The organism is Alkalicoccobacillus porphyridii, from assembly GCF_007293315.1.
GTDB classification, from domain to species: Bacteria; Bacillota; Bacilli; order Bacillales; family Bacillaceae_D; genus Alkalicoccobacillus; species Alkalicoccobacillus porphyridii.
In genome coordinates this window covers 125,250-144,602 of record NZ_VLXZ01000001.1, presented here as the reverse complement: position 1 = coordinate 144,602, position 19,353 = coordinate 125,250, and the positions used below count along the sequence as shown (strand labels likewise).

The following is a 19,353-nucleotide window of genomic DNA, read 5'->3' as shown; positions in this document are numbered from 1 at the left end:
AATTTAAGGAGAGATTCGATACACTGAGAGTAGATTAGGTAGTACATAGTATGAGTATGAATCGAAAGAAAGAGAGGAATTTTAGATGAATAAAGACACGTTATCGCTTTTTAAGACATTAACAGAACTACAGGGGGCTCCAGGCTTTGAGCACGAGGTACGCAGCTTTGTTCGTGAAGAGCTATCAAAATATACGGATGAGATTGTACAGGATCGCCTAGGAAGTATATTTGGAGTCAAGCGTGGTGATGAAAGTGGACCCACAGTAATGGTCGCTGGACATATGGATGAAGTAGGGTTCATGGTTACCTCTATTAATGATAAAGGGTTAATTAAGTTTCAGACGTTAGGTGGTTGGTGGAGCCAAGTATTACTCGCTCAACGTGTTCAAATTATAACGGACCAAGGGCCTGTTATCGGTGTGATAGGATCAACCCCCCCACACCTATTAGAGGATGCCCAGCGTAACAAACCAATGGCATTAAAACAAATGTATATTGATATTGGCGCTGATGATAAAGAAGACGCAGAGAAAATAGGTATTAAACCCGGGCAGCAAATTGTGCCCGTAAGTGAATTTACTCCACTTGCCAATTCTAAGAAAATTCTAGCTAAAGCGTGGGACAATCGATACGGAGTCGGTTTATCTATTGAGTTGCTGAAAGAGCTTCAGAACGAAAGCCTTCCGAATGTCCTTTATTCCGGAGCTACTGTGCAGGAAGAAGTAGGACTAAGAGGTGCACAAACTGCAGCTCAAATGATTAATCCGGATCTATTTTATGCGTTGGATGCAAGCCCGGCTAATGATGCAACTGGAGGCAAAGATGCTTTTGGTCACTTAGGCAAGGGGGCATTATTGCGTATATTTGATCGTACGATGATTACACATAAAGGCATGCGCGAATTTATCTTAGATACGGCTGAATCAAATGATATTCCTTACCAGTATTTCATTTCACCAGGAGGCACAGATGCAGGGCGAGTTCACCTTGTTAACGAAGGAGTGCCATCAGCGGTTGTTGGCATATGTTCAAGATATATTCATACGTCAGGCTCTATTATCCACGTAGATGATTATGCAGCCGCAAAAGAGTTATTGGTGAAGCTTGTGAAATCATCCGATCAGTCAACATTTGATTCAATCATTGGCCACTCATAATGAGCGATCAGCTAATAAATCAGTCCCTTGTAGCTATTGGCACTAAAAACCCTGCAAAGGTTCATGCTGTTCAAGAAGCGCTCATTCGTGAGTCATTACGTTTCATCACGATTGATGCTCCCTCTGGAGTAAGCTGCCAACCCTTTTCCAACGAAGAAACCAGGACCGGTGCGATAAATCGTGCAAAAGCCGCACTCGCTGAAGCAGAGACAGATCTTGGCATTGGATTAGAAGGTGGAGTGCATGAGAGTGATAACGGGCAACTCTTTCTTTGTAATTGGGGAGCGCTGGTTGATGCAAAGGGGCATATTTGGGAGGCGAGTGGCCTCAGTATCCCTGTTCCTTCTGAGGTTCAAACTCAGCTACTCAGAGGTCAAGAATTAGGGACCATTATGGATGAGATCTCAAACGAGTATGAGACAAGTAAAAGAGAAGGCGCGGTTGGATTTTTTACAAACAATTGGATTTCTCGTAAGGAGATGTTCAGTCATATTGTAAAAGCCTTGTATGGTCAATACTTGTTGACACGGTAAAAATTTTTTTGATACAAAGATTAGTGGGCAAAGACATCTGAGGATGACTTTGCCCACGTTTTTTTACAGTCTTATATTATTCTTCTTCAAAAATATACGAAAGCGCAGCGACTGCTTGCTCCGGTGTTTCTACCACAACTTGAGCCTTATTAGATAGTTCTTTTAAAGCATGGTGCAATGTCTCGGGGCGAATAAGAATTAAAGGTTTTCCTTTAGCGATTGCAGTTGATGCATCCATAGCTGTGTTCCATTGCTTGTACGATTCGCCGAACAAAGCAATCACTACGTCTGATTTCTCAAGCAGAATTTGAGTTCTCAAATTATTAATACTAGAAGCCGCTTCGTCTTTTAGAATAGCAGTAGGCTGCTCACCTAGGATCTCTTCTCCAATATGATCAGAACGATCATGGTTCTCCATTGGTCCGTAACAAGTGATAGAAAGATTGGCCTCGTTTACTAATTGTTTAATATCTTCCCTCCAAGAGCTATGAATCTCACCAGCTAAATAAACAGACAGTTCCATAAAATACACCCTTTCCATTTAATCTATCTTAAATATACCTTACCCATTATCAGAATTATAGAATCATTTTTAAAATACTTAACAAGTGTCTTGTCATATGTAAAAAGTATCGGTATGATGGGAATGGTATGAGACAGGGGGAGAGAGAAGTGGGAAGTTTTTTACGTAGAAAAGGCGTACATATTCATTGGCGTGTCTATCTCATTGATGCAATGGGGCAGATGGCTATTGGTTTCTTTGCAACACTTATTATTGGACTAATCATTAGTACGGCAGGCGAACAGTTTGGTATTGAAAGCTTTATTCGTGTTGGAGATTTAGCAATGAGCATGATGGGACCAGCGATTGGTGCTGCTGTAGCATTAGGTTTAAAGGCACCAAGACTTGTTGTCTTATCGGCTGTCGTAGCAGGTGCAGCTGGAGCTGAGTTTGGAGGGGTATCAGGGAGCTTTGTGGCGGCTGTCATCGCTACAGAATTTGGAAAACTCATTAGTGGTGAGACAAAAATAGACATTATCCTTGTTCCTTTAGTAACGGTGGCTAGTGGTTATCTCACGGCTGTTTTTGCAGGTCCAGGCGTTCAAACAACCATGACAGCGCTTGGACAAGCGATCATGTGGGCAGGGGAACAACAGCCGCTGCTCATGTGTATACTCGTGGCGATGCTCATGGGCTTGGTCATTACAGGACCAACATCCAGCGCTGCCCTTGCGATGGTGTTAGAATTAGAAGGCCCGATTGCAGGTGCCGCTACCATAGGTTGTGCCGCTCAGATGATGGGCTTTGCGTTAAGTAGTTATCGAGACAATGGTCTATCTGGACTGATCCCACTTGGTATGGGAACGTCTATGCTTCAGTTACCAAACGTGGTCAAGAAACCGATCATTATTATTCCGCCACTGTTAGCCGGAGCCATTTTAGCACCTATTGGCGTGATAGGATTTGGTATAACTAACATCCCAGCAGGCGCCGGAATGGGGACAAGCGGACTAGTAGGACCTATTATGACTTTCCGAGATATGGGCTTTAGTACATCAAGTTTAACGGCCGTTCTTATCTTTTATTTTATTGCACCAGCCATACTTAGTTTGTTATTCTCGGAATTCATGAGGAAAATAGGTTATATTAAAGATGGAGATATGAAACTCTACGCCTTATCAAAGGGAAATAATGAGGAGAGATAACAATGGAACATGTAAAAGATTTAGAGCATTTTAAACAAATTAGCGAGCAGGAGACAGCTGTTTTTATGTTTTCGGCTGATTGGTGCCCAGATTGCCGGATAATTGAGCCAGTTCTACCAAGAATCGAAGCTGACTTTCCTACCTTTAGCTTTTATTATGTAGACCGTGATCAGTTTATCGATCTGTGCGGTGAGTTAAGTATTTTTGGCATTCCAAGCTTTTTGGTGTATGCAAAGGGTGAAGAAGTTAGCAGGTTTGTAAGTAAAGACAGAAAGACACAAGAAGAAATCGAGCAGTTCTTAACAGAAGCGGAAGCAAAAAGTGTGTAACTAAATGAAGCTTGTATTGTAGACCTCTGAGAAGTTATTTTTGAGAGGTCTTTTTTTGGCTTGTGTTGGAGTGCCTTACCAAGAGCCAGAGATAGAGACCATGCTTATGTGTAAATGACATCGATGTAAAGAAATAGAGGACGGGTAATGTTTTGTTTCTTCGGCTGCCGCTCCCGAAAATGGGGGCACTTACCCGAGGCAAGGTAATGAGATAAATCGACTACGTCGATTTATCTCATTACCTTTATATCCCGCAGGTATTGGTCTCCATTTTCGTCCGCTTGTTTAGAGAGGTATTGGAAACAGTATTTACGCAATCTAAGAGCTGGATCAGGATCCCAAGAAAGAAGCGCCGCATACCAAGAAGAACAAGTGACTTACCAAGAGCTGGATCAGGATCCCAAGAAAGAAGCGCCGCATACCAAGAAGAACGAGCGACTTACCAAGAGCTGGAGCAGGATATCAAGAAAGAAGCCCCGCCTACCAAGAAGAACGTGTGACTTACCAAGAGCTGGAGCAGGATATCAAGAAAGAATCCCCGTATACCAAGGAGAATGAGCTCCTTACCAAGAGCCATGGCACAATACCCAGAAAGAACCCCCGCATACCAAAAAGAACGAGCTCCTTACCAAGAGCTGGAGCAGGATCCCAAGAAAGAAGCGCCGCCTACCAAGAAGAACGAGCGACTTACCAAGAATTGGAGCAGGATCCCAAGAAAGAAGCGCCGCCTACCAAGGAGAACGAGTGACTTACCAAGAGCTGGAGCAGGATCCCAAGAAAGAAGCGCCGCCTACCAAGAAGAACGAGCGACTTACCAAGAGCTGGAGCAGGATACCAAGAAGAACGAGTGACTTACCAAGAGCTGGAGCAGGATATCAAGAAAGAATCCCCGCACACCAAGAAGAATGAGCTCCTTACCAAGAGCCATGGCACAATACCCAGAAAGAACCCCCGCATACCAAAAAGAACGAGCGACTTACCAAGAGCCAGAGTCTGATACCAAGAAAGAAACCCCGCACACCAAGAAGAATGAGCTCCTTACCAAGAGCCATGGCACAATACCCAGAAAGAAGCCCCACCCACCAAGGAGAACCAGCACCTGACCAAGAGCTAACGCCCAATACCAAGAAAGAAGCCCCGCATACCAAGAAGAGTCAGCACAGCACCAAGAGCCACAGCAGTTACGCAGAAAGTAGAACTCCCACTCATCAAGAATTCCAAACACCTAACCAAGATTTTTAGCATGCCCCATCCAGTTTCTTTGGCATGTTCTCGTAGGCATGATAGAATCTTACTAAGAATCAATTTTATTTATGAACTGTATGTAAGGAAGGAAGATTCGTATGAACATGCAAGAATTCCGTAAGAAAATAGAAGCTGAGCTTCAGCATCCAGAATGGAAACTTATTTATAATCAAAAAGAAGCTGTTCTTCGCATAGAGGATACAGTTACTCATAAAGGGGTAAATCTTTCACTCCGCCCATTGCTAGCAAAGTGGGAACGTGAGGATTATCAAGGAGTCGAGGAATCCGTTCGTTATGTTCGAGTTGGCCTTGAGTCAATGAGGAAAAAGCTTGTTTTAAAAGGGAATGAATCTCATATTTTCCCTGTGATACGAGCTGCTTCTTTCCCTGAGGAATCAAGTGAAGGCAAGAAGCTTGTTTTTCATGAGCATACAGCGGAGACACGCGTGTATTATGCACTTGATCTAGGAGATTCATATTCATTAATTGATTATAGTTTATTAGAAGATAATGACTTTACCGTTGAATCGCTACGAGAAACGGCGTTATTTAATGTGCGTTCTTTACCTCAACCGTTTAAGCAACAGGAAGTGGCTGGTAACACGTTTTACTTTATGAATGCTAAAGACGGATATGAAGCAAGTCGTATTTTAGATCAGTCATTAATTGAGCGAATGGGTCAAAAGGTGCATGGCGAACTGGGGGTTGCTATTCCGCATCAAGATGCGTTAATGTTTGTAGATCTGGTGAATGATACCGGATATGATGTCATGGCTCAGACGGCCTTAACTTTCTTCGGACAGGGAAGAGTTCCAGTTACCGCATTACCGTTCCTTATGAAGGATGGAGAACTTGAACCGGTATTTATTATGGCACAAAAAAAACCTAAAGGTCCATCTACTTAAAAAAAACCTGTGTTATAATGGAGAACAGAACAGAATAAAGGAGCACCCGAATGAATATTTTTTATAATCTTAAAGGGATTGGCGATACACTGCTAATTTCTCTTTCGCCTGTTGAGATAGAAGAAAAGGCGTTTGAACGTAAGGGAAACGTGGCAAGAATTTACAGCGCAGATACAAATGAAACGATTGGATATAATATTTTTAATGCGTCTTCATATGGGGACATTCAAGGAGCCGGGAATCTGGAACAAACAGATTCACTAATAAAGATGGTTCAAGACGTGCTTAGTCGCGAAGGGTTTGACGTAAATCTTAGTGAGAATGCACAACCTGCTTTTGTAGTAGGTCATGTGACGGCAAAAGAGAAGCATCCTAATGCAGACAAATTGAACATTTGCCAGGTGGATGTAGGGTCGACCTCTCTTCAAATTGTGTGTGGAGCTCCAAACGTGGAAGCGAATCAAAAAGTTGTGGTTGCTTTAGAAGGTGCAGTTATGCCAAGTGGTCTTATCATCAAAAAAGCGCAATTACGTGGTGTAGAGTCAAACGGAATGATATGCTCTGCTAAAGAATTAAATCTTCCGAATGCTTCAGAAGAAAAAGGGATACTTGTGCTGGAAGCCTCAGCAAAGGTCGGAGAATCATTTACAATTAATAAAACAGCCTAGAGAAAAGGTTGGTTTAGCAAAGGATCTATGTAGGTTGATATCTACTAGAGCTTATGCTGCCGGCTTTTTCCTGTTCTTGGGGCGGAACGTGTTAAGAAAGCAGGTGAACCAAAGATATGGAGCCTATTCAACGCTTACAAAAATGGATCCAACAAACCTTTTTTGGTGCAGAGGTTCATGAGAATGAAAATGAAATAGAAAATAATAACCCTAATCAGTCTACTAAGAATCATTCTACTGAACGTATTAGCGGTCAGAGAGCAACCCATACATACGCTTCTAATCAAGGACCCTCTCAAGGTGGTCCGCGAATTACATACCAATATGCAAAAACTAATGGTGTGTATGTTTCTTCAGAAGTGAAAGAGGAAGCTAAACAACTGATGCAACATCGAAAAGTAATTAATCAGGATGAGAACAAGAAAGTTCGTACATCACATCGTTCGCAAGTTCAATCTGATCAAAAAAGAAACAACACAGAGGTCGCACCTAAACAGAAACGAGAAAAGTTTAACAATCCAGACTTTAAACCAACTGCTATTCCTTCGCCTATCCATGGCTTTAGAAAAGTACTACCTAGCCAAAGGACACAGTTAACACTTCATGAGCCAGAGGAAGAAGCTGTTACAGAGCGTTTGGTTATTGAAGAAACGTATAGTGAATCTGATGTTCAATTTGTGCAAACAGATCCCGTGGAGCGAACAGAAGAAGAAACTCATGAAGATACACACGAAGATGTCATTCATTCCGCTATGCAAGAAGCGCCATATAGTGACCCAGAAGAGAACACTTCTATGGAGGAACTGCCAGTTATTAAAGAAGTAGAAGTGGAAATGGAGCATTCAATACCGGAAGAGCATCACGAGGTTCATTATGAGCAGAACGAGCAGCTTGAACAAGATGAACCTCTAGAAGAAAATATAATAGATTCAAAAAGAGCTAGTGATGCTGTGAGTGACTCTTCTCAGATAAACAATGAACGGGCAAAAAGTGATCATTCTGCATCAGTAGACTTTACTAAAAACCGACAAGCTAAAAACGATCATAAAGATAAAGCAAAACCCAGTGTTCCTTTTAATGTATTAATGATGCCTAAGGATAAACAAGCGTCTACTTCCATGACTCAGGCAAGCAACAGTTATACCAGTCCGAGCATACAGCTTTTAAGGTTTCCTGAGGTTAAGCAAGAAAAAGATACAGGGTGGATGGAAGAGCAAGCGATTCTTTTGGAAGAGACGCTGCAAAGCTTTCATGTAGATGCAAAGGTTGTTCATACAACGATGGGACCATCTGTCACAAGATTTGAAATCCAACCAGCACGGGGTGTCAAAGTAAATAAAGTAACAAATTTAAGTGATGATATTAAAATGGCATTATCCGCAAAGGAAATTAGAATAGAGGCACCTATCCCTGGTAAGAACACGATCGGTATTGAAGTGCCGAATCAAATTTCTGAGGCAGTTTGGCTAAGGGAAATTTTAAGAAGAGATGTATTTATTCAGCCTACTTCGCCGATGACTGTAGCGTTAGGATTAGATATATCTGGTCAACCCATTGTCACAGACTTACGTAAAATGCCACATGGCTTAGTAGCAGGGGCGACGGGATCAGGTAAAAGTGTTTGTATTAATTCAATCCTAATTAGTCTTTTATATAAAGCGACCCCAGATGAAGTGAAGCTACTGTTAGTGGATCCAAAGATGGTGGAGCTTGCTCCTTACAATGATGTTCCACATCTGGTAGCTCCAGTTATTACAGATGCTAAACAGGCAACCATTGCTTTAAAATGGGCGGTGGCGGAAATGGAACGTCGTTACGAACAGTTTAGTGAGAAGGGTGTCCGAGATGTCAGCCGCTATAATGAATTGTATTCTGAGCAGCCTGATAAGCCGGCCATGCCATATATACTTGTTGTCATTGACGAGTTAGCGGATCTAATGATGGTCTCACCACAAGAAGTAGAGGATTCAATTTGTCGGATTGCTCAGAAAGCACGTGCATGTGGCATACATCTATTAGTAGCCACCCAACGTCCATCAGTAGATGTTATTACGGGGTTAATTAAAGCCAACATCCCAACACGTATTGCTTTTTCTGTATCGTCGCAAACCGATTCACGTACAATATTAGATATGAATGGGGCAGAACGATTACTGGGACGCGGAGATATGCTGTTTAGTGAGAATGGTTCACCAAAGCCAGTCAGGGTACAGGGTACCTTTGTAACAGATGAAGAAATTGAAGATGTCATTTCATATGTAAAAAAACAAAGGAAGCCGGAATTTCTTCTCGATGTTGAGCAAATGCAGAAATCAGTAGAGCATACAGAACAAGAAGATGATTTGTTTGAAGAAGCCTGTTACCATGTCATTAATCAGGGCACCGCTTCTGCGTCAAATCTTCAGCGACGTTTTCGAATTGGCTATAACCGAGCAGCTCGTTTAATCGATATGCTTGAAGCTCGTGGGGTAATTACTGGAGCAATGGGTAGTAAACCTCGACAAGTGCTGGTCGATGAACTTTCCATCGATGAGATCTTAAGCTAAAGTAATAACTAATCAATAAGACCCTTGTCTAATTTCAGCTAGTTCTATATTATAGGTTAAGGTTGGACGCTTGTGCAGTTATGGCAGCTTGGTTGTCAGAGACTTTTTACAAGCATGGTACATATAGTAGTGGATAGGAATCGTGAATGAGTAAGACATGCCTGCCATTAAACTATAAAAGAAAAAAGACCAATAAATTTGAATGAATGCTTATTCTCACCTTCTGCTTAGATTCAGTTTGTATATGGTGAGAGGCAGCAGGGAGGCTTACCTATGAGCAATTATCATTTTGTAGGAATAAAAGGTTCAGGAATGAGTGCCTTAGCTCAAGTATTGCATGATATGAATTTCAATGTACAGGGTTCTGATGTAGATAAAACATTTTTTACTCAAAAACCTCTTGAAAAAAAAGGCATTCCTCTTTTACCATTTGATAAAGCAAACATAAAAGAAAATCAACAAATCATTGTATCAGCTGCCTATAATGAGGAGCATGTTGAGCTGCAGGAGGCTGCAAAAAGAGGAATAGCGGTTGAAGAATACCCCACCTTTCTTGGACGATTCATCCATCAGTTTACTAGTGTGGCGGTGACAGGCTCACATGGAAAGACATCGACAACAGGCTTGCTATCACATGTCTTAGGCTCTGTGTATCCAGTGTCTTATTTGATTGGTGATGGAACAGGGAAGGGCGAAGAAGACTCTAAATACTTTGTATTTGAGGCGTGCGAGTACCGTCGTCACTTTTTGAACTATCAACCTGATTATTGTGTGATGACTAATATTGACTTTGATCATCCTGATTATTTTTCTGGAATTGACGATGTGTTTGATGCTTTTCAGGAAATGGCTAAGCAAGTTAAAAAGGCGATCATTGCATGTGGAGATGACGAACATCTTCAGAGAATCCATGCAAATGTACCTGTTGTATATTATGGTTTCAAAGACCATAACGATTTTCAGGCACATAATGTAGTGAGCAGTGAAAACGGAACTACTTTTGATGTGTATGTTCGTAACAGCTTATACGGAACATTCACCATTCCTGGATTCGGAAACCACAGTGTATTAAATGCACTGTCGGTAATTGCTATCTGTCATTATGAGGGTGTTTCAGCAGAAGCATTGGCTGCTCACCTACAAACATTTGATGGTGTGAAACGCAGATTTAGCGAACAGCATTTTGGTGAGCAAATATTAATTGATGATTATGCTCATCATCCTACAGAAATAGCTGTCACAATAGAAGCAGCTAGAAAAAAGCATCCAGAGCGTGAAGTAGTGGCAATTTTTCAACCCCATACCTTTACTCGAACGAAGACATTCTTAGACGAATTTGCTTCGGCTTTGTCTAAAGCAGATGCTGTTTATTTATGTGATATTTTTGGTTCGGCACGTGAGGATAAAGGGAGCTTAACGATTGAGCACTTGCAGCAGCTTGTTCCGCAATCAGAAGTATTACACGAGGATGAGGTGTCAGTCCTAGCAAAGCATTCTTCAAGTGTGCTGTTGTTTATGGGTGCTGGGGATATTCAGAAATTCCAAAAAAGATATGAACATCTTGTTCAGCAATAAAATGTGATGAGAGTAAAGAAACCAAGTTTTCTTTGCTCTTTTTTTAGTTGGGAAAGATTCTTTTCTGTACACAAAGGTTGATTTATTTAATAAAAAAAAGCCATAATATGAATAAGGTAAAGGGAATCTAAGAAAACTGCCGAATATATATCCAAATACATATGTTTTAATTTATTTTATTTTGGGTAATTCTTTGAGTATGAAGGAGGGATAATCATGGATTGGGCAATACTGTTATACATAAGTGCCTTAATTGCTGCAGTGGCATTTGCTGTTTTAGTTATTTTTCTTGTCAGAACGTTACGTTCAGCCAATCGTACTTTGGAGCATACAGCGAATACGGTGGCGAATCTGGAGAAGCAATTAAATGGAATCACAATCGAGACTGAGCAATTACTGAATAAAACAAATCGACTTGCTGATGACATTCAGCAAAAAACGGAATCAGTGAACTCATTATTTACATCTGTTAAGGACTTAGGTCAATCAGTGACACAGTTTAATCAGTCAATTAAACAGGTGTCTAATTCCGTTACCACTCAAGTGGGTGAGCAGTCTGAAAACATTGCAAAAGCTGTAAATTGGGGGACAACAGCCCTTGATTTGTATACAAAGTTTAAGCTAAGAAAGCAGCATCTCGACGAACCAATAAAAACTCAAGGAGGAAATTAACATGGGAGATATGAATACGAAGGACTTTCTGATTGGTACATTAATTGGAGGAATTGTTGGAGCGACAACAGCGTTATTCCTTGCACCTAAATCCGGAAAGGAATTACGTAATGATCTAGGTGAACAAGCACAGATTGCTAAAACCAAAACGTCTGAAATTACTTCATCTGCCTACGATAAGGGTAATGAATGGGCATCTATCGCTAAAGAAAAATCTTCAAACATTGCTAAAACTGTATCTGAACAATCAAATCAAGTGGCAGATAAAGTGAAAGAAGTCGCCTCAACTGTCAAAAATGAAGCAGATAGTACAAAGGAAGATTTGTCTGCTTTAACAGAGGATTTAACTGGGGAACTTAAAGAATCAGGCTCAAAAGTATCAGAAACGGTTAAATCAGAGGTAGATGATTTAGAGAAGAAATTTGAAGAGGAAAAGAAAAACTTTTAATGAAAAATCTAATTGGAAGAATTCTACGTTTGCCACTAATTATTCTTTTGGCTGGCTTGAATTCTTCTGCTATAAACAAAAGAAGAACGGTCCTTATCATGGGACCGTTCTTCTTTTAGGTTTATTTATCTTGTGGAGACCCCTTCTTTAGATGCTCTCCAATTTAGCCAGCTCCCTAAACTGTATTTAGCTTGGTGAGATCTTTGCCTGGTTATTTATATCGATACAAATGTGAGTTCCACTCTGTCGCCTTGACTAAGTGGACTAATAAATTCAGCAGGAGATTGATTTATTGTTAGCTTAAAGGTTTGTTTAGACCCAACTGGAATGGTAATGTCCGCTATCGCAAATAGATCTTGAATAATAAAAGGCTCTAATTTAGCTGTTTGTGTTGTTAGAACATCATGTGGATGAATAGTAGCTGATGCTGATAGCTTCTCACTTCCTCGGTAAAGCTCGATTGAACTTCTGGTTAAGCTTAATGGTTTTTCGTTAAATGTGACGTCAAGTGACTGTTGAAGCGATCCTAACGCCTCGTAAATATCAGCCGCAAGGAAATGTGTCTCACCTGTGCTCGGATGGTGGACATCCACACGATCGCCTTGAGCAAGCGTTTGTTCTAATGTAGCTGATCGCCCATTTACTAAAAGAGACGTGTGTTGTTTGGTTACTGATGTCGTTTTATGATTAACGTCAACAGATATGGACGTAAACCATCTAGGGTCTATATTCGCATTCTGCAGCAAATCCTTTACCGAAGAGAGAGCTTGTACTTTAATTGTATCGCGATCCTGAAGCTTCTGATTACGATCGACACGCTCTTGATTTCTTGTAATAACTGTAGCAATCTCAACAGGGTTTCCATTTATATAACATGTGATAGTAGAGGATTGATCAATGATATCGCCAATGGTTGCCTCAGGCTCTGTCCCGTTCTGGCCAGGTTTAATAATTAAGTGATCCCCTTCAGATATCGAATCCGTTATGAGGGCAGGAACTCCATTTTTTGTGATTTGTGGAGCTTTACCATGAAAACCAGGAATGGTTATGAGCTTGTCATTTACTTCAACAACAATAGCCATACCGGGCTTCCCATATTGTTTCACGACGTCGATACCTGCAGATACAAACGCGTCTCCGATCGTTAATTTTTTTGCGTCAAATAGACGGAGTACACGTCCATTTACATTCACACTTACATAGTGAATTGGATTTTGTTTTGCTGCAATGGCGATACCTACAGGCGTTACTAGCTCTGGACCTATAAGCTCTTCGTTTAAAGCAGAGAAATTCTGTATCGCTTCTATGCCACGGACAGCCACTCGTTCTTTTGGAAGGTTGAGTGAATCAGCCAACATCTCAGTAAGAAAGGGTGTCTGACTGCCTCCACCAACTAGCATCACGGCTTTTGGTGGTTTACCATTTAAACGAAGGATCTCATCAGCGATCGACATCGCTATCGATTGAATAGCTGGTTTGATTGGATCAAATAATTCCTCACTTGTATAATCCTTAGTGTGACCAAGAATATCTGTTACTGAAATCTTTTGTGTTTCAAGGGAAAGTCTTTTAATCTTTTCGGCTTCAGGAAAATCGAGAAGATAATAGTCACTTAACGCTTCTGTAATTTCATCGCCAGCGATTGGAACCATGCCATATGCCTGGACCGTTCCCTCGGCTGTAAGTGCAATATCAGATGTTCCAGCCCCAATATCAACTAAGGCGACATTTAAACGCCGCATAGAGGTTGGAATAAGAACATCAATGGCAGCGATTGGTTCAAGTGTGAGTGCTTCTAGCTGCAAGTCTACTTTATGCAAGGCAGAAAGAAGAGACTCAACAACAACTTTTGGTAAAAAAGTCGCGATCACTTCAATCTCAGCTTGTTTCCCATTTTGTTGCAATAGACTTCCAATTGAAGATCCATCCAAGCGGTATTCTAACACTGAATACCCTACACAATCATATCTTGAAGTCATTTGATCCTCAGATTCAAGAGATAATTGATATTGGGCTTGGCTCACTGCACTAAGTTCAAGGTTTAAAAGATCTTCACGTGTCTCAAGTACATGCTCATCAAGACTAATGGCATAGGAGGCTCGTTTCGTTAATAACGATCGCCCTGCAGCGGCCACGCAAGCTCGATGCAATGGATGATGTCTTTTTTCCAATCGTTCCTTGACCTCGGCAATCACTGCCGCTACAGAAGGTATATTATGTATCTGACCATCAAGCATAGAACGCTCTTGATGTTCAATCACTTCAATATCAATAAGTTCATGCTGGTCGCCATTCTCTCTTAGCAAGAGCCCAACCACAGAACGAGTTCCAATGTCCAAAGCAAATAATGTTGGAGAGTCGATTGCCATGCTGTCACCTATTACCTTTCATTTAGCCTACTGCTATTTTACTAGAAAAAGGCGATAAAAGGTATAAATAAATAAGAAACACTTTAGCGCTTAAAAGCGTCTAAGAAATAAAGAGAAATGTCGTGACATTCGGAATAACATCCTTTATAATGAAACCTAGTTAAAGAGAACATATTTTTGTGAGGAGTGGAGTATGGTATGAGTAATGAACAACTGGAACAGTTAAGGTCTGAGCTAGATGATGTGAATTTAAAACTACTTGCTTTAATAAATCAGCGTGCAGGTTTAGTACAAAAAATAGGATCTGTAAAGCGTGAGTCGGGTGTTAATCGGTTTGATCCGGTTAGAGAGCGGAAAATGCTTGACCACATTGCAGAGCACAATGAAGGTCCATTTGAAACAAGTACACTTCAACATTTATTTAAACAAATCTTTAAAGCTGGTTTAGAGCTTCAAGAAGATGATAATAGTAAGGCTCTTCTAGTCTCAAGAAAAAAACAGCAGAATAATACGATCGTAGATTTAGGAGGCGAACTGATTGGAGATGGGCAGCAGCGCCTAATCATGGGACCTTGCGCTGTTGAGAGCTATGAGCAAGTAACAGCTGTCGCTAAAGCAATGAAAGAAAGAGGACTAAAATTATTACGAGGCGGCGCATTTAAGCCAAGAACGTCCCCATATGATTTTCAGGGTTTGGGACTTGAAGGTCTACAAATTTTAAAGCGTGTAGCAGAAGAACAAGATATGGTCGTTATTAGTGAAATTGTTAGCCCATCTGACATTGAAACTGCGGTTGAATACATTGATGTCATTCAGATTGGTGCTCGTAATATGCAGAACTTTGAGCTTCTTAAGGCTGCGGGGTCTGTTAACAAGCCTGTCCTACTCAAGCGTGGGCTATCTGCAACGATTGAAGAATTTATCCATGCTGCTGAATACATTGTTTCAAAAGGTAATAGTCAAATTATGCTGTGCGAGCGTGGTATTCGCACATACGAGAAAGCAACACGTAATACTCTAGATATCTCGGCTGTACCTATTCTTAAGCAGGAAACACATCTTCCTGTCTTAGTAGATGTTACACACTCTACGGGAAGAAGAGATTTGTTACTACCGACTGCTAAGGCAGCACTTGCTATTGGAGCTGATGCTGTAATGGCTGAGGTACACCCTGATCCTGCTGTTGCATTATCTGACTCTGCTCAGCAAATGGATATTCCTACGTTCCATTCATTTATTGATCAATTAAAAGAATCTGGATTATATAAATAATAAGGAATATTTACAGGCAACCCCTTCGATAGAAGTGGGTTGCTTTTCCTATAAGTGAGAATTAAAATGAATGAATACTCTTTTTGGAGAATACAAGCATATATTGCACGAATCAAGGGAATACTAGAGTAAAATAGTACAGGTAGTGTTATACCTCTTAAATAATGTAGGAATTCTCAGATATTGTCGAATAAATGCGAAAGACATTGCAGAAGCCTGATTTGTAGCGTATGATAACAGTACAAACTAGGTAAAGTATGTCATGAGGAGGATCAATGTGAATACAACGATTTATGATGTAGCAAGAGAAGCAGGCGTATCCATGGCCACTGTATCACGAGTAGTGAACGGTAACCCAAATGTTAAGCCTACAACCAGGAAGAAAGTACTAGAAGCCATTGAACGATTAGGTTATCGTCCAAATGCTGTCGCTAGAGGGCTTGCAAGCAAAAGAACAACAACAGTTGGGGTAATCATTCCTGACATTTCTAGCATCTTTTTCTCTGAACTTGCTAGAGGCATAGAAGATATTGCAACGATGTATAAGTATAATATCATTCTTTGTAATTCAGATCAGAACAAAGAAAAAGAAATTCATTTGATTAATACCCTACTAGAAAAGCAAGTGGATGGTATTGTTTACATGGGTGGCGAAATTACTGAAGAGCATGCGATTCAGTTTAAGCGTTCACCGGTTCCAATTGTTCTAGCAGCAACTCTTGATCAAGAGCAGACGTTCCCATCTGTTAACATTGACTATAAGCAAGCTGCTGAGGATGCGATATCCATGTTAATAGAAAAGGGGCACACAAGAATTGGTATGTTAAGTGGATCTTTAGATGATCCGATTAATGGCTACCAAAAGTTTGCCGGTTATCGTTCTGCACTGGACAAGCATCAGATTACATTTGATGAAGATTTAATTGTTCTTGGTGATTATACATATGATTCCGGAATTGAAGCGATGGAATCATTTGTAGGAATGAAAGAAATGCCTACTGCTATTTTTGCATCATCAGACGAAATGGCTCTTGGTGTTATTCATGGGGCACAGGATAAAGGCTATCACGTACCAGATGATTTTGATGTCATCGGTTTTGATAACACAAGATTATCTGTAATGGTTCGTCCAACACTCACAACAGTTGTTCAGCCTATGTATGATATTGGTGCTGTTTCTATGCGATTACTTACAAAGTTTATGAACAAAGAAGAAGTTGCTGATCACACGGTTCAATTGCCGCATCGAATTGAATTTAGACAATCCACAAAGAGCAATTAATCAGTTTATGATGGGGAAACGAATTGGATTAATTGGCGCAATGGATGAGGAGATTCGCCAGCTTCGTTCAGAGCTACAGATGGAAAGTACAGAAGAACGGGCAGGTATTACGTTTTATATTGGTGAGATAAATGGCAGTTCTGTTGTCCTTTGTCGCTCTGGCGTTGGTAAGGTAAATGCTGCCGTGACTACTCAAATTTTGATTGATGCGTTTGAGGTGTCTCATATCCTTTTTACTGGAATTGCTGGGGCATTAGATAAGAGCTTACAGGTTGGAGATATGGTGATTTCATCAAGCGCTATGCAGCATGATATGGATGCAACAGCACTTGGTTTTCCTAAGGGACAAATTCCAATGCAATCTACTTCCTCTATTTTTCAAGCAGATAGCGGTTTAGTAGAGCTTGCTTTTAGATCAGCAGAAAGAATTCTTTCCTGTAGGATCTTAAAAGGAAGAATATTAAGCGGGGATCAATTTATTGCAGACTTACATACAGCGCAAACACTTTATGATGAATTTACAGGTGCTTGTGTTGAAATGGAAGGGGCTGCAGTAGCACAAGTGGCTACAATGAGTGAAATCCCATTTGTGATTATTCGAGCAATTTCTGATAATGCTAACGAGCAAGCCTCTATGAGCTTTACTGAGTTTACCGAGCTTGCAAGTAAGCAATCACATATACTTGTCATGGAAATGCTAAGTAGCTGGAATGATTATAATAAGATATAAAAGACACAAAGCAAAAATCCGATCACAATGTACATTGTGATCGGATTTTTTGTTATCGCATATCCTTTTGCTTTATCTTTTTTCATTGATAGGTGTACGCAGTGATTTTTTTTCATTTCGAATATAATATAAAGCCTTCTCAACCGTCTGCTGATTTCGTGTGGTAATAATCGGTTTTCTAGGCACGATAGGAAGCATATCCTCAGGATCATGCCAAACAGAAGGTAGTAATTCTTCAGCCTGTTCCTTCCATGCTTCATGCCACATTTGGGGTATTGGTTGATTTAGAATGTCTGTTTGTTCGGTCATTTCAAGCCAAATGCTTCCCCAAGCTCTAGGTACTACGCGCCAATGATCATAGCCGCCACCACCAACCGCTACCCAGCGGCCATTGCAATAGGTATGAGCTAATTCATGTGCTAGCTTTGGAATGGCGTGGAAGCTTTTTAATGAGGTATGCAGATGTGTTAATGGATCGAGGTAGTGTGAATCTGCTCCGTTCTGAGTTATGATCACATCTGGTCGAAAGAATTCTACGACTTCTCTGAAGGTCGTTTCATAGCTTTCTAAAAACGACTCATCCTCTGTAAACGCCTCAAGAGGTATGTTTAATTTCATTCCGTAGCCTGCACCTGCTCCTTTTTCTGTTACACTGCCGGTGCCAGGAAATAAGTAGCGACCCGTTTCATGAATACTAAGTGTGAACACATCAGGATCATCATAAAAACACCATTGAACCCCGTCACCGTGGTGTGCATCTGTGTCAACATAAAGCACTCTTGCCTGATAGTTTTGCTTTAAGTATTCGATAGCAATGGCCGAATCATTATAGATACAGAAGCCTGAAGCTTTGCCTTTAAATCCATGATGTAGTCCTCCAGCAAGGTGTAGAGCATGTGAATAGGATCCGTTCATAACCGCATCAACCGCTGTTAAGGTTCCACCGACTAGTAAGGAGGCAGCCTCATGCATTCCTTCAAAAAAAGGAGTATCATCCGTACCTATGCCATAGTTACGGGCTTGCTCTTCTACTAAGCGACCGCACCCAGCCTGTTTTACCGCTTCAATAAACGCTTGATCGTGTACTAAAGCTAATTCTTGGTCCGTTGCATAACGAGGTTTAAGAATCATTGATTGATCCAAGGCACCACTATACTGTAATAAATCCATGGTTAGCCTTAATCGACGCGGATTAAAGGGGTGTTTTTCATGAAAGTGATATAGGTGCTCCTCGCTTGAATAGATAAAAGCAGCTTCAGCTGTTTTCATGGAGTTCTCCGTGTAAATCGGGACCTTTGACTTTAAATCCAGCGTTTTGAATGGCTTGAATAACCTGTCTGGCATCTATCGTCTGTGCTCTAAAAAGCAAAATTTTTGTCTGTTCTGATGTCGATGGATAGACCATGACACTATGAATGTTTATGTCGAATTCTTTGAAGATTAAGGCAATAGAGGCTAGCTGACCTGGACTATTATCTACTTCTACATCAATCTGAGTACTCGGCTGGTCTGCACCCATTAACTCAACAAACGTATGAAGAAGCTCTGTTTCTGTCACCATACCAACTAAGCGGTCTTCTTCGGTAATTGGCAAGCAGCCAATGTGATATAGATAGAAGACAGAGGCGACTTCCTGTACTAAATCGTCTGGTTCTGCCGTAATAATATTCGTGGACATAACGGTAGACAACGGTCGATTCAGCTCCGTTCCATCCGTTTGTTCTTCAAATATAGAGGGTCTGGCATCTCTAATATCTCGATCGGATACAATACCTTCAATTTCATTATTTGCCCCTAAAATAGGGATGTGTCTAATTCTATTTTTCTCAAGCAGCTGCAGTGCCTCTCCAATTGTATGGTTTGCAGAAAGTGTGATGACATTTCTTTGCATAATATCTTTTACTTTCATATGA

17 protein-coding genes are annotated in these 19,353 nt (G+C 40.8%); 13 read left to right on the top strand and 4 right to left on the bottom strand.

The genetic code is table 11. The annotated features are described in order from the left end of the window. The first annotated feature begins 85 nt into the window (after nt 1-85). Nucleotides 86-1,159 carry a M42 family metallopeptidase gene (locus FN960_RS00655; protein ID WP_143846445.1) on the top strand — a complete coding sequence of 358 codons (1,074 nt, stop codon included), beginning with the start codon at nt 86-88 and terminating at the stop codon, nt 1,157-1,159. Then, nucleotides 1,159-1,692 (top strand): DUF84 family protein, encoded by a 534-nt coding sequence (locus tag FN960_RS00650; RefSeq protein WP_143846444.1) that lies wholly within the window; start codon nt 1,159-1,161, stop codon nt 1,690-1,692. Before FN960_RS00655 ends, FN960_RS00650 begins: the two co-directional genes overlap by 1 nt. Nucleotides 1,693-1,768: 76 nt before the next feature. Here FN960_RS00650 and FN960_RS00645 read toward each other — a convergent pair whose 3' ends face one another. After that, nucleotides 1,769-2,215: a YtoQ family protein gene (locus FN960_RS00645; RefSeq protein ID WP_143846443.1), complete on the bottom strand. Its 447-nt coding sequence runs from the start codon at nt 2,213-2,215 to the stop codon at nt 1,769-1,771. 149 nt (nt 2,216-2,364) lie between these two features. Between FN960_RS00645 and FN960_RS00640 the strand changes: the two genes are divergently transcribed. From FN960_RS00640 to FN960_RS00605, 8 genes are all read left to right on the top strand, one after another. Next, nucleotides 2,365-3,399, top strand: a complete 1,035-nt coding sequence (locus FN960_RS00640; RefSeq protein ID WP_185970847.1) for a PTS sugar transporter subunit IIC — start codon at nt 2,365-2,367, stop codon at nt 3,397-3,399. Between the two features lie 2 nt (nt 3,400-3,401). Further along, nucleotides 3,402-3,728: a thioredoxin family protein gene (locus tag FN960_RS00635; RefSeq protein WP_143846441.1), complete on the top strand. Its 327-nt coding sequence runs from the start codon at nt 3,402-3,404 to the stop codon at nt 3,726-3,728. Nucleotides 3,729-5,071: 1,343 nt separating this feature from the next. Next, nucleotides 5,072-5,878: a DUF1444 family protein gene (locus FN960_RS00630; RefSeq protein WP_143846440.1), complete on the top strand. Its 807-nt coding sequence runs from the start codon at nt 5,072-5,074 to the stop codon at nt 5,876-5,878. 50 nt (nt 5,879-5,928) lie between these two features. Beyond that, a complete protein-coding gene (gene ytpR, locus FN960_RS00625) occupies nt 5,929-6,546 on the top strand; it encodes a YtpR family tRNA-binding protein (protein WP_143846439.1) in 618 nt (205 codons plus the stop codon). Between the two features lie 116 nt (nt 6,547-6,662). Beyond that, the gene (locus FN960_RS23320; protein WP_143846438.1) at nt 6,663-9,092 is read left to right on the top strand and encodes a DNA translocase FtsK; all 2,430 of its coding nucleotides are present in this window, start codon (nt 6,663-6,665) and stop codon (nt 9,090-9,092) included. A 273-nt stretch (nt 9,093-9,365) separates the two neighbouring features. Further along, the gene (murC, locus tag FN960_RS00615; RefSeq protein ID WP_143846437.1) at nt 9,366-10,667 is read left to right on the top strand and encodes a UDP-N-acetylmuramate--L-alanine ligase; all 1,302 of its coding nucleotides are present in this window, start codon (nt 9,366-9,368) and stop codon (nt 10,665-10,667) included. Between the two features lie 216 nt (nt 10,668-10,883). Beyond that, nucleotides 10,884-11,339, top strand: coding sequence for a DUF948 domain-containing protein (locus FN960_RS00610; RefSeq protein ID WP_143846436.1), 456 nt, complete (start codon nt 10,884-10,886; stop codon nt 11,337-11,339). 1 nt (nt 11,340) lies between these two features. Further along, nucleotides 11,341-11,787: a YtxH domain-containing protein gene (locus FN960_RS00605; RefSeq protein ID WP_143846435.1), complete on the top strand. Its 447-nt coding sequence runs from the start codon at nt 11,341-11,343 to the stop codon at nt 11,785-11,787. Nucleotides 11,788-12,002: 215 nt separating this feature from the next. On the opposite strand, the gene FN960_RS00600 is transcribed toward FN960_RS00605, so the two are convergent. After that, entirely contained in the window at nt 12,003-14,156 is a 2,154-nt protein-coding gene (locus FN960_RS00600) for a cell division protein FtsA (protein WP_143846434.1), read from the bottom strand. Nucleotides 14,157-14,354: 198 nt separating this feature from the next. Here FN960_RS00600 and FN960_RS00595 point away from each other — a divergent pair, with 198 nt between their 5' ends. The 3 genes from FN960_RS00595 (at nt 14,355) to FN960_RS00585 (ending at nt 17,440) form a co-directional block, all read left to right on the top strand. Next, nucleotides 14,355-15,428 (top strand): bifunctional 3-deoxy-7-phosphoheptulonate synthase/chorismate mutase, encoded by a 1,074-nt coding sequence (locus FN960_RS00595; protein WP_143846433.1) that lies wholly within the window; start codon nt 14,355-14,357, stop codon nt 15,426-15,428. Nucleotides 15,429-15,705: 277 nt separating this feature from the next. Then, nucleotides 15,706-16,710: a catabolite control protein A gene (ccpA, locus tag FN960_RS00590; protein WP_143846432.1), complete on the top strand. Its 1,005-nt coding sequence runs from the start codon at nt 15,706-15,708 to the stop codon at nt 16,708-16,710. Further along, the gene (locus FN960_RS00585; protein ID WP_306461592.1) at nt 16,679-17,440 is read left to right on the top strand and encodes a 5'-methylthioadenosine/adenosylhomocysteine nucleosidase; all 762 of its coding nucleotides are present in this window, start codon (nt 16,679-16,681) and stop codon (nt 17,438-17,440) included. The genes ccpA and FN960_RS00585 overlap by 32 nt, the downstream gene beginning before the upstream one ends. A 72-nt stretch (nt 17,441-17,512) precedes the next feature. Here the strand turns inward: FN960_RS00585 and FN960_RS00580 are convergent, their stop codons facing one another. After that, nucleotides 17,513-18,709: an acetoin utilization protein AcuC gene (locus FN960_RS00580; RefSeq protein ID WP_143846431.1), complete on the bottom strand. Its 1,197-nt coding sequence runs from the start codon at nt 18,707-18,709 to the stop codon at nt 17,513-17,515. After that, nucleotides 18,696-19,349 carry a CBS and ACT domain-containing protein gene (locus FN960_RS00575; protein ID WP_143846430.1) on the bottom strand — a complete coding sequence of 218 codons (654 nt, stop codon included), beginning with the start codon at nt 19,347-19,349 and terminating at the stop codon, nt 18,696-18,698. Before FN960_RS00575 ends, FN960_RS00580 begins: the two co-directional genes overlap by 14 nt. Nucleotides 19,350-19,353 lie beyond the last annotated feature (4 nt).

What these genes read in the sequence shown, in the direction of transcription:
- FN960_RS23320 (WP_143846438.1), top strand. Translation starts at nt 6,663, where the DNA reads ATGGAGCCTATTCAACGCTTACAAAAATGGATCCAACAAACCTTTTTT.
- ytpR (WP_143846439.1), top strand. Translation starts at nt 5,929, where the DNA reads ATGAATATTTTTTATAATCTTAAAGGGATTGGCGATACACTGCTAATT.
- FN960_RS00655 (WP_143846445.1), top strand. Translation starts at nt 86, where the DNA reads ATGAATAAAGACACGTTATCGCTTTTTAAGACATTAACAGAACTACAG.
- FN960_RS00645 (WP_143846443.1), bottom strand. Translation starts at nt 2,215, where the DNA reads ATGGAACTGTCTGTTTATTTAGCTGGTGAGATTCATAGCTCTTGGAGG.
- FN960_RS00580 (WP_143846431.1), bottom strand. Translation starts at nt 18,709, where the DNA reads ATGAAAACAGCTGAAGCTGCTTTTATCTATTCAAGCGAGGAGCACCTA.
- murC (WP_143846437.1), top strand. Translation starts at nt 9,366, where the DNA reads ATGAGCAATTATCATTTTGTAGGAATAAAAGGTTCAGGAATGAGTGCC.
- FN960_RS00650 (WP_143846444.1), top strand. Translation starts at nt 1,159, where the DNA reads ATGAGCGATCAGCTAATAAATCAGTCCCTTGTAGCTATTGGCACTAAA.
- FN960_RS00605 (WP_143846435.1), top strand. Translation starts at nt 11,341, where the DNA reads ATGGGAGATATGAATACGAAGGACTTTCTGATTGGTACATTAATTGGA.
- FN960_RS00635 (WP_143846441.1), top strand. Translation starts at nt 3,402, where the DNA reads ATGGAACATGTAAAAGATTTAGAGCATTTTAAACAAATTAGCGAGCAG.
- FN960_RS00630 (WP_143846440.1), top strand. Translation starts at nt 5,072, where the DNA reads ATGAACATGCAAGAATTCCGTAAGAAAATAGAAGCTGAGCTTCAGCAT.
- FN960_RS00575 (WP_143846430.1), bottom strand. Translation starts at nt 19,349, where the DNA reads ATGAAAGTAAAAGATATTATGCAAAGAAATGTCATCACACTTTCTGCA.
- FN960_RS00595 (WP_143846433.1), top strand. Translation starts at nt 14,355, where the DNA reads ATGAGTAATGAACAACTGGAACAGTTAAGGTCTGAGCTAGATGATGTG.
- FN960_RS00610 (WP_143846436.1), top strand. Translation starts at nt 10,884, where the DNA reads ATGGATTGGGCAATACTGTTATACATAAGTGCCTTAATTGCTGCAGTG.
- FN960_RS00600 (WP_143846434.1), bottom strand. Translation starts at nt 14,156, where the DNA reads ATGGCAATCGACTCTCCAACATTATTTGCTTTGGACATTGGAACTCGT.